Origin of the sequence: Halonatronum saccharophilum DSM 13868 (assembly GCF_000517025.1) — a bacterium.
Classification (GTDB): Bacteria; Bacillota; Halanaerobiia; order Halobacteroidales; family Halobacteroidaceae; genus Halonatronum; species Halonatronum saccharophilum.
The window spans coordinates 178,742-188,126 of record NZ_KI912096.1 but is presented as its reverse complement, the minus strand read 5'-3'; the positions used below and the strand labels follow the sequence as shown (position 1 = coordinate 188,126).

6 protein-coding genes are annotated in these 9,385 nt (G+C 36.0%); all 6 read right to left on the bottom strand.

The annotated features are described in order from the left end of the window. Nucleotides 1–978 precede the first annotated feature (978 nt). Nucleotides 979–1,551, bottom strand: coding sequence for an orotate phosphoribosyltransferase (pyrE, locus tag HALSAC_RS0111175; RefSeq protein WP_027340335.1), 573 nt, complete (start codon nt 1,549–1,551; stop codon nt 979–981). Nucleotides 1,552–1,851: 300 nt separating this feature from the next. Next, nucleotides 1,852–2,784, bottom strand: a complete 933-nt coding sequence (locus HALSAC_RS0111170; RefSeq protein WP_027340334.1) for a dihydroorotate dehydrogenase — start codon at nt 2,782–2,784, stop codon at nt 1,852–1,854. Then, nucleotides 2,777–3,574, bottom strand: a complete 798-nt coding sequence (locus HALSAC_RS0111165; RefSeq protein ID WP_027340333.1) for a dihydroorotate dehydrogenase electron transfer subunit — start codon at nt 3,572–3,574, stop codon at nt 2,777–2,779. The genes HALSAC_RS0111170 and HALSAC_RS0111165 overlap by 8 nt, the downstream gene beginning before the upstream one ends. A gap of 240 nt (nt 3,575–3,814) precedes the next feature. Beyond that, nucleotides 3,815–7,015 carry a carbamoyl-phosphate synthase large subunit gene (gene carB, locus HALSAC_RS0111160; RefSeq protein WP_027340332.1) on the bottom strand — a complete coding sequence of 1,067 codons (3,201 nt, stop codon included), beginning with the start codon at nt 7,013–7,015 and terminating at the stop codon, nt 3,815–3,817. A gap of 119 nt (nt 7,016–7,134) precedes the next feature. Then, nucleotides 7,135–8,220, bottom strand: a complete 1,086-nt coding sequence (gene carA, locus HALSAC_RS0111155) for a glutamine-hydrolyzing carbamoyl-phosphate synthase small subunit (RefSeq protein ID WP_027340331.1) — start codon at nt 8,218–8,220, stop codon at nt 7,135–7,137. A gap of 165 nt (nt 8,221–8,385) precedes the next feature. Then, entirely contained in the window at nt 8,386–9,330 is a 945-nt protein-coding gene (gene pyrF, locus HALSAC_RS0111150) for an orotidine-5'-phosphate decarboxylase (protein ID WP_027340330.1), read from the bottom strand. Nucleotides 9,331–9,385 lie beyond the last annotated feature (55 nt).

Genomic DNA, 9,385 nt, shown 5'->3' with positions numbered 1-9,385 from the left:
ATCAATACCTCACTTTATGTTATTTGTGGTTATTTTAACATTATATATGAGGTATTCATATGTGTCATTTATTTTTTGCACTATCCGTGCATTTAATTATACAATGTTCCGTCATCAGAAAAATCTTCTACCCCTGTAGAAGAACAACCTGTAAGCGCTAATATTCCAATCAAGATAATTAAAACAAAATACGTACTCTTTTTCATAATCTTTCTCCCCTTTTTTCTTTATTCTCTTTCTGGATAAATCAAATAAAGAGTCAATTTCATCAGCAAACTATTATCCCTTAGGTGAATTGCAAGTTAAAATGCACGCTTTATTATTCACCTGAACCTTCTGTATCTTTACAAGTAATAAATTCACCTTGTCTCAAATAATTCATTTGCTGTTTTATAATCAAATATCCCTCTGGGATATGTATTTTTGAACTTTTGTCCTGAATTATTCACGATAATTTAAAAAACAATGCCTAACTTAGTATAGTTACTGCTAGAATATTACTAACTGATAAACGATGAACCTTGAAAGCTTTAAAATACTAAAATACGAACTAGTAGATAAGTCTATCCACTGAACGGAAAATATTGGTTGAAAGAGTGGTGATAATTATCAAAAAAATTTATGAACTGAGCTTAGAGCAAATCATAGGCTTATGAATAATTCAGGATAAGTTAAATAATTAATAATTATTCACTCTGCTTTAATAATTTCTTCAACACAAAGAAAACCCCTTCAAATTATGGATAAAAAGTTAAATTTAACAATAACTAAGTGTAGCTTTCAGTTACACAGCTGTATACTATATGCTATTAGCCTGTTCAAAAGCATACAATCCCTTACTTTATAAGATTTTATAAAGTTTTTGATTTTAAATTTAGCACATAGCTCATAGCTAAGTGGCACAAAATCGCCACTTAATTACCTATAGAATAAAAAAAGATACTGACTTCAAAAATTGAAGTCAGTATCTTTTTTTAATTAAATACCTCTACTACCTGGTTTTGTAATCTTTAAACCTTCTTTACACATTGGACACTCTTTAGGATCATAAGCAACTACATCTACATTCAGCATAGCTTTAGTTGGGACACCAAAGTCAACCTTACCACTACTCCTATCAACTAAAGTAGCTACCCCTACCATTTCTGCCCCTTCTCTATCTAAAACTTCTAATACTTCTCTAATAGATTTACCAGTAGTTAATACATCATCTACTACTAAAACTTTATCCCCTTTATTCAACCTAAAACCTCTTCTTAAGGTCATGTCTCCACCCTCACGCTCTGTAAAGATGGTCTTCTTCTTTAAAGCCAATCCTACTGCATAAGATAAAGTTACTCCCCCCATAGCCGGGCCAACGACTACATCTATATCCATATCTTTAAACTTTTCACCTAATCCTTGGGCAAGCTCTTGAGCATGTACTGGATACTGTAATACCTGTGCACATTGTAAATACTTATTACTATGTAAACCTGAACTCAACTTAAAATGACCCTCTTGTAAAACCCCAGTCTTCTTAAATATCTCTATAACTCTCTTCTCTTTCATAATTAACACCCCTTTTTTTAGTTTACAGTGAATAGTAATCTAATGTAAGTCCATAATCAAGATTAAAAGATTTTTTACCACGAATGAACACGAATAGTCACGAATAAAAAATTAAAATTGAAAATTATATTAATAGATTTTAAAATAAAAACTTAATCCTGCTACTATTTAGTGATTATTAATCTAATTAAATCTAATTAATATATTTTGAACTACATTAGTGCTAATTAGTGTTCATTCGTGGTTCCAAAAATAATTTGAGTTTGTAGTCTTTTAACTTTTGAAAACTGCACTATATTACTATACAATGTTATTCTTTTTTTCTATCGCTTTTCCGATAATGTCATTAATATCTCTGTAGCCCTTCTCTACTAAGTACTCTTCTATCCCATCTAGGATCTCCATTGTAACCTCTGGGTTAACAAAGTTGGCCGTTCCTACTGAAATAGCACTTGCCCCTGCAAGGAAGAACTCTATTGCATCATCGGCATTGGAGATTCCTCCCATACCAATCAAAGGAACTTGGACAGCTTGAGCTACTTGGTAGACCATCCTTATAGCTACTGGTTTAATGGCTGGACCTGATAAACCACCCATCTTATTGGCTAAGATAGGTTTTTGAGAATTAATATCTATCTTCATCCCTAGCAAGGTGTTGATTAAAGAAATAACATCTGTCCCTGCTTCCTCTACTGCTCGAGCAATCTCTGTGATATCAGCTACATTAGGTGATAGCTTGGTTATCAAAGGAAGATCAGTCTCTACTCTAACAGCTTGGACTACTGAAGCTGCCATCTCTGGCTGGGTCCCAAAAGCTAATCCACCTTTTTTAACATTGGGACAGGAGATATTTATCTCTAAGGCTCCTACACCTTCAACATTTAACTTACTTGCTAACTTAGCATAATCTTCAACCTCATTTCCAGAGATATTAACAATGGTTTCAAATTTATAATCTCTAATCTCTGGCAATATCTTCTTTAAGAAATGATCTACACCTGGATTCTGTAAACCAATGGCATTTAACATACCACTTGGAGTCTCAGCAATTCTAGGAGTTGCATTCCCTTGTTTTGGATTTAGAGTTGTACCCTTTACCATCACCCCGCCTAATCTATTTAAATCTACATACTGATAATACTCCGGGCCAAAACCAAATGTTCCAGATGCTGTAGTAACAGGATTTTGTAACTTCAGTCCATTTAAATCTACTTCTAAATTAACTTTAGCCATTAAAGATCACCTCTTCTACTGGAAAGATTGGCCCTTGAGTACAGGTCTTCTTATACTCCCAATCATCTTTAGTTCCAACTTTAATCTTACAAACACAAGATAAACAAGCCCCAGTTCCACAGCCCATTCTCTCTTCTAGTGACGCTTCACCTTTAACACCTAATTTTTTAGCTTTTTCTTGTACAACCTCCATCATTCCTTCAGGTCCACAGGTATAGATATAATCCGCCCCATCCAAAGCCTCTTCTAGCAGATCAGTAACAAACCCTTTATAACCATGACTGCCATCTACTGTAGATGTCTTAAGCTCTAAATCCATCTCTTCATAATCCTTTAAGTTTAGAAGTTGGCCTTCATCTGCTCCTCCAAGAAAAAGGGTTATCTCTCTATCTTTATTTAATAATTCTTTAACGATTGGATAAAGTGGGGCTATCCCCATTCCTCCACCAACTACAACTACTTTCCTAGCCTCTTTAGGAATTGAAAAGCCTTTACCTATCGGCCCCATAATATCAACCTTATCCCCTTTAGAGAGTCTAGATAATAGTTCAGTTCCTCTACCTAAGACACGATAAATAATACTTAGTTCACCTGAGTCTTTATCCATATCATTTATACTTATAGGCCTGCGTAATAGAGGATCACCACCTATATTATCAACCCATTTCAAATGTAAGAATTGGCCCGGCTTTGCCCCTTCAACAATTTCTGGTGCATCAATAACCATCTTAAAATGCTTTGGAGCAATTTCCTCTTGAGATAGAATCTCCTTAATCACCCTCTGGCTCATAACCTCTCCCCCTTTTATTTAAATAATAAAAACTAGTATACATTGAATAAATAAAAACAAAATATTTTTCACCACTAATGAACAGGAATAGGCACGAATAAAAAACTTATAATAAGTTTTGAATTTAATTAAAATATTAAAACTTTCTAATATAGTTCATATTTCTTTATATAAGGAAATTTCAAATTATATTAGTGTTAATTCGTGTTCATTCGTGGTTTCAAAAAGATTTTAAGCTGTTTATACGTAATCCTGTAAGGCATGTACAGAAACCTTATCTTCTGATTTTAACTCTTTTAGAACTCCTAGAATCGCCTTGGTTGTATCTAAAGATGTCAGACAAGGAATGCCCATCTCCACTGCGTTTCTTCTAATTTGGAATCCATCTCTTGCTGGAACCTTTCCTTTGGTTAGGGTATTGATTACTAGATCTATTTTATCTTCTTTTATAAGATCTAGAACATTTGGTGACCCTTCAGATAGCTTATTTACCTCTTCTACCTTCATCCCTCCTTCTTGCAATGCCTTAGCTGTCCCCTTAGTAGCAACAATCTTGAAACCAAGTTTTGCAAATTCCTCAAGGTAAGGAATCGCTTCTTTTTTATCCATATCTGCAATTGTAGCTAGGATTTTACCCTCTTTAGGTATATCTATATCCGCACCGATAAATCCTTTATAAACAGCTTGGTGATAATCTTTATCTAAACCTAGAACTTCTCCTGTAGATTTCATCTCTGGTCCTAAGTTTGTATCTACCTTTCTTAACTTAGAGAAAGAGAAGACAGGAACCTTAACAGCAACATGCTCTTGCTTAGGATATAATCCTAGTTGATACCCTTGATCTTTTAACCTTTGACCTAATAATGCTTTGGTAGCAAGTTTAACCATCGGTACACCAGTAACCTTACTCAGATAAGGAATAGTCCTACTTGATCTTGGGTTGACCTCGATCACATAGATCTCATCTCCATCAAGGACATACTGGATATTGACTAATCCTTTAACATTTAACCCTCTAGCTAACCTAGCAGTGTAATCTTCTAACTTCTCCTCTAGTTCATCACTTAATGTTTGGGCTGGATAAACAGCTATACTATCTCCAGAATGGACCCCTGCACGTTCAATATGCTCCATAATCCCAGGGATAATTACATCCTCTCCATCAGAGATGGCATCTACTTCGATCTCTTTTCCTACTATATATTTATCTACCAAAATTGGATGATCTGGAGAAACCTTAACTGCAGTCTCCATATAATCTATCAATTCATCCTGGTTATAAACAACCTCCATAGCTCGACCTCCAAGTACATAAGAAGGTCTAACTAAAACCGGATATCCTATTCCATCAGCAATATCTACTGCTTCATCCATAGTTGCTGCTACAGCTCCTGGAGGATTTGGGATACCTAATTCCTTAAGAAGGTTAATAAATTTATCCCTATCCTCAGCTAAATCTATAGACTCTACACTGGTACCTAGGATATTTACCCCTTCATCTGCTAAAGGTTTAGCTAGATTGATAGCTGTCTGCCCACCAAACTGCACTACTACACCTTCTGGTTTTTCATGGTCAATTATATTCATTACATCTTCTTTAGTTAAAGGCTCAAAATATAATCTATCTGAAGTATCAAAGTCGGTACTTACCGTTTCAGGGTTATTATTGACTATTACAGATTCATATCCTTCTTCATCTAAAGACCAAGCTGAATGAACACTACAGTAATCAAATTCTATTCCCTGTCCTATCCTTATTGGCCCAGAACCTAATACTAAAACACTTCTTTTATCTGTAAGCTCTGATTCATTAGTCTTCTCATAAGCAGAGTAATAATAAGGTGTTGCTGCCTCAAACTCGGCTGCACAGGTATCAACCATCTTGTAAACATTTTTAATCCCATTTTCTTTTCTAAACTCTCTTACCTTAGATTCTTCTTCTCCTACCAAAATACCGATCTCTCTATCAGAGAAACCAAAACCTTTAACCTCTTTGACTAATTGAGGATTTAATCCTTCTTCACTTAACTTTCTTTCTAACTTTATAACATTCTCCATTTTTCTTAAGAAGAACTTATTGATTTCTGTTATTTCATGTAGCTTATCTACACTCCAATCACGCCCTAAGGCCTCAGCGATTACAAAGATTCTTCTATCATCTGCTCTTCTAAGCTTCTCTTCTATCTTTTCATCACTCCAACTTTCAACCTCTTCATGTTTAAGACCAGATGCTCCAACTTCTAAAGATCTGACTGCCTTTAATAAAGAGGCTTCAATAGTTCTTTCAATGGCCATAACCTCTCCTGTCGCCTTCATTTGAGTTCCTAATTCTCTATCTGCATAGTGGAACTTATCAAAGGGCCAACGTGGAATCTTCGATACAACATAGTCTAGTGCCGGCTCAAAGCAAGCCTTAGTCTTTTTAGTGATTGCATTATCAATCTCATCTAAGGTATATCCTAAAGCAATCCTTGCTGATACCTTAGCAATTGGATAGCCAGTTGCCTTAGAAGCTAAGGCACTAGAACGACTCACTCTAGGGTTAACCTCAATTATATAGTACTGGAAGGAGTAAGGATCAAGGGCATATTGAACATTACATCCACCTTCTATTCCTAAAGCGCGAATAATCTTTAGAGCAGAAGATCTAAGCATCTGGTACTCCTTATCAGCTAAGGTCTGACTTGGAGCAAAGACAATACTATCTCCTGTATGAATACCTACTGGATCAAAATTCTCCATATTACATACAACAATACAATTATCATTGCTATCTCTCATAACCTCATACTCGATCTCTTTCCAACCCTTAACACTCTTTTCGATTAGAATCTGACCAATTAAGCTATGTTTAAAGCCTCGAGAAGCAATCTCTTCTAGCTGATCTGGGCTATTTGCTATTCCTCCACCACTTCCTCCCATTGTATAGGCAGGTCTTACAATGATTGGATAACCCAACTTATTTGCAATACGCTTAGCTTCTCCTATAGTCTCTGCTGTTCTACTTGCTAAGACTGGCTCATCAATTTCATCCATCAATTCCTTAAAAGTATTTCTATCCTCGGCCTTTTGAATTGTCTTAATAGGAGTTCCTAGCAGTTCTATTCCCAACTCATCTAAGATACCTGCCTTTGCTAAATCTATTGCTAGGTTCAGTCCTGTCTGTCCACCTAAGGTCGGTAATAAACCATCCGGATTCTCTTTTCTTAGTATCTCTGTAATATGTTCTACAGTTAAAGGCTCTATATAAACTCTATCAGCCATATTTTGATCAGTCATAATAGTGGCTGGATTACTATTTACCAAAACCACCTCTAAACCTTCTTCCTTTAAAGCGCGGCAAGCTTGACTTCCTGAATAATCAAATTCTGCTGCCTGACCAATAATAATTGGCCCTGACCCGATAACCATTACTTTATGTAAATCATCTCTTTTTGGCATAAACAATTCCCCCTCTATAATAATCAGTTTAAAATTTACAATTGATAATCGGTAGTTAAGAACAGGACTGTGAATTAATTTAGGTTTTCAACTATCACTTATCAATTTTCAACTATCAATTAATTTTTATGATCTCTCATCATTTCTATAAATTCATCAAATAAATAATGTGAATCCTCTGGCCCTGGTGAAGCCTCTGGGTGATACTGTACTGAAAAAGCTGGTAGAGTCTTATGTTTTAACCCCTCTACTGTTCTATCATTAACATTAATGTGAGTTACCTCTATATCTAACTCCTCTACTGAATCAACATCAATTGCAAAACCATGATTTTGAGAACTTATATAAACCTTACCCGTCTTCAAATCCTTTACTGGATGATTGGCCCCACGATGACCAAACTTCATCTTATATGTCTTAGCTCCACAAGCCATACCTAGCATCTGATGACCCAAGCAGATTCCAAAAATAGGCTTCTTGCCTAAAAGTTCTTTTACAGTTTCAACTACATAAGAAGCATCTTCTGGATCTCCAGGACCATTAGATAACATAATCCCATCAGGATTGTAAGCTAAAAGTTCCTCTGAACTAGACTTTGCCGGGAATATTCTCACTTCACAATCTCTACCTACCAATGATCGAACTATATTCTTCTTGGCCCCACAATCTAAAAGAGCTACCTTATATTGACCACTCTCTCCTTCAGTATAAGGCTCTTCTGAACTCACCTTACTAACCAGATCTCTCCCCGATAAACCAGGTGCATTCTTAGCCTCTTTGATTAACTCATCTATTTCTTTCTCCTTTGTTGTAATAATACCTTTCATTGTCCCCTCTATTCTCAGCCGCTTAGTTAAAGCTCTCGTATCAACACCTGCAATTCCAACTATCCCATTCTCTTTGAGATAATTTTCTAGTTTACTCTTAAACCTCCAGTTACTCGGTTCCGGACAAAATTCCTTGACGATAAATCCATTAGCATGAGCAGTAAAGGACTCGATATCCTCTTCATTAATACCATAATTCCCAATCATAGGATAGGTCATCGCAACAATCTCACCCTTATAAGAAGGATCAGTTAATATCTCCTGGTAACCTGTCATACTTGTATTAAAGACTATTTCACCACTACTCTCCTTATCAGCTCCAAAACTTATTCCTTCAAAGACAGTACCATCTTCTAAAACCAACCTTGCTTTCTTCATTTATACTCACCCCTTGATTTCTAATAATTTAAACTCTATCTTCATTTAGGCACCTAAAGCTTTATAGCAATAAAGCGTCACTTCTAAAAAACAAAAAGAACAGTTCAAGATCTTTTGATCTTAACTCTAAAAATGGCACGATATTACTATTAATCTTTATCTACTCTATAAATCCCAACTAAGTTTTCCCGCTTTGGCCAAAGCATTATTGATATCATCGCGCATTGCAATTACGCTTTCTTTAGCTGCTTCTTTATAATCATCACTATACCCTTCTTTTTGATAAGCAAAGATTATACCTCTAGAGGAATTTACTAAAGCTCCATAACCATTATCATTAAAGGTTGGAACTACATCCTCTCCTCCTCCCCCTTGAGCCCCATAACCTGGAACCAGGAAGTAATTATTTCTCATAATCTCTCTTAACACTTTAGCTTCTTGAGGGTAGGTAGCTCCTACCACTGCCCCTACAGAACTATAGCCTCTCTCACCTACTAAACTTTCCCCCCACATGTTTACTAAACGGGCCAACTTCTGGTATACCTTCTCTCCACCCTCAAGAGTTAAATCCTGCAACTCTCCTGAAGAGGGGTTTGAAGTCTTAACCAAGATAAAGACCCCACGGTCAAACTCTTTACACCTTTTAAGAAAAGGCTCAATCCCATCAGATCCTAAGTAAGGAGTAATTGTCAAAGAATCAGCCTTCGACTCAATATAATCGCCCCAAAACTCTGCCTTTCCCAAGTGACCTTTAGCATAAGCTTCTGCCGTTGAGCCAATGTCATTTCTCTTTGCATCTCCTACAAGCAATAACCCTTGATCTTTAGCATAGGCTACAGTCTCTTCATAAGCCCTAATCCCCAAATATCCATACTGTTCATAAAAGGCTATTTGAGGCTTAACTGCTGGAACATAGCCCTTTACTGCATCAATAATCCCTCGATTAAATACCTCTATTGCCTTAGTAGCCCCTTCTATCGTTGCCCCATACTTATCTTTGGCCCAATCCCGAATCTCTCCTGGAATCTGATTCAATCTAGGATCAAGTCCTACACAAATATGACTCTTCTTCCTATCAACCTCTTCTATCAATCTATCAATAAAATTCATTTAATCACTCCCTCTATAAATTAAATTTATCTCACTCATGCTCACTTATTCTTAG

Excerpts from the sequence above, each read along its gene's own strand:
- carB (WP_027340332.1), bottom strand. The coding sequence starts at position 7,015 with ATGCCAAAAAGAGATGATTTACATAAAGTAATGGTTATCGGGTCAGGG.
- pyrF (WP_027340330.1), bottom strand. The coding sequence starts at position 9,330 with ATGAATTTTATTGATAGATTGATAGAAGAGGTTGATAGGAAGAAGAGT.
- pyrE (WP_027340335.1), bottom strand. The coding sequence starts at position 1,551 with ATGAAAGAGAAGAGAGTTATAGAGATATTTAAGAAGACTGGGGTTTTA.
- HALSAC_RS0111165 (WP_027340333.1), bottom strand. The coding sequence starts at position 3,574 with ATGAGCCAGAGGGTGATTAAGGAGATTCTATCTCAAGAGGAAATTGCT.
- carA (WP_027340331.1), bottom strand. The coding sequence starts at position 8,220 with ATGAAGAAAGCAAGGTTGGTTTTAGAAGATGGTACTGTCTTTGAAGGA.
- HALSAC_RS0111170 (WP_027340334.1), bottom strand. The coding sequence starts at position 2,784 with ATGGCTAAAGTTAATTTAGAAGTAGATTTAAATGGACTGAAGTTACAA.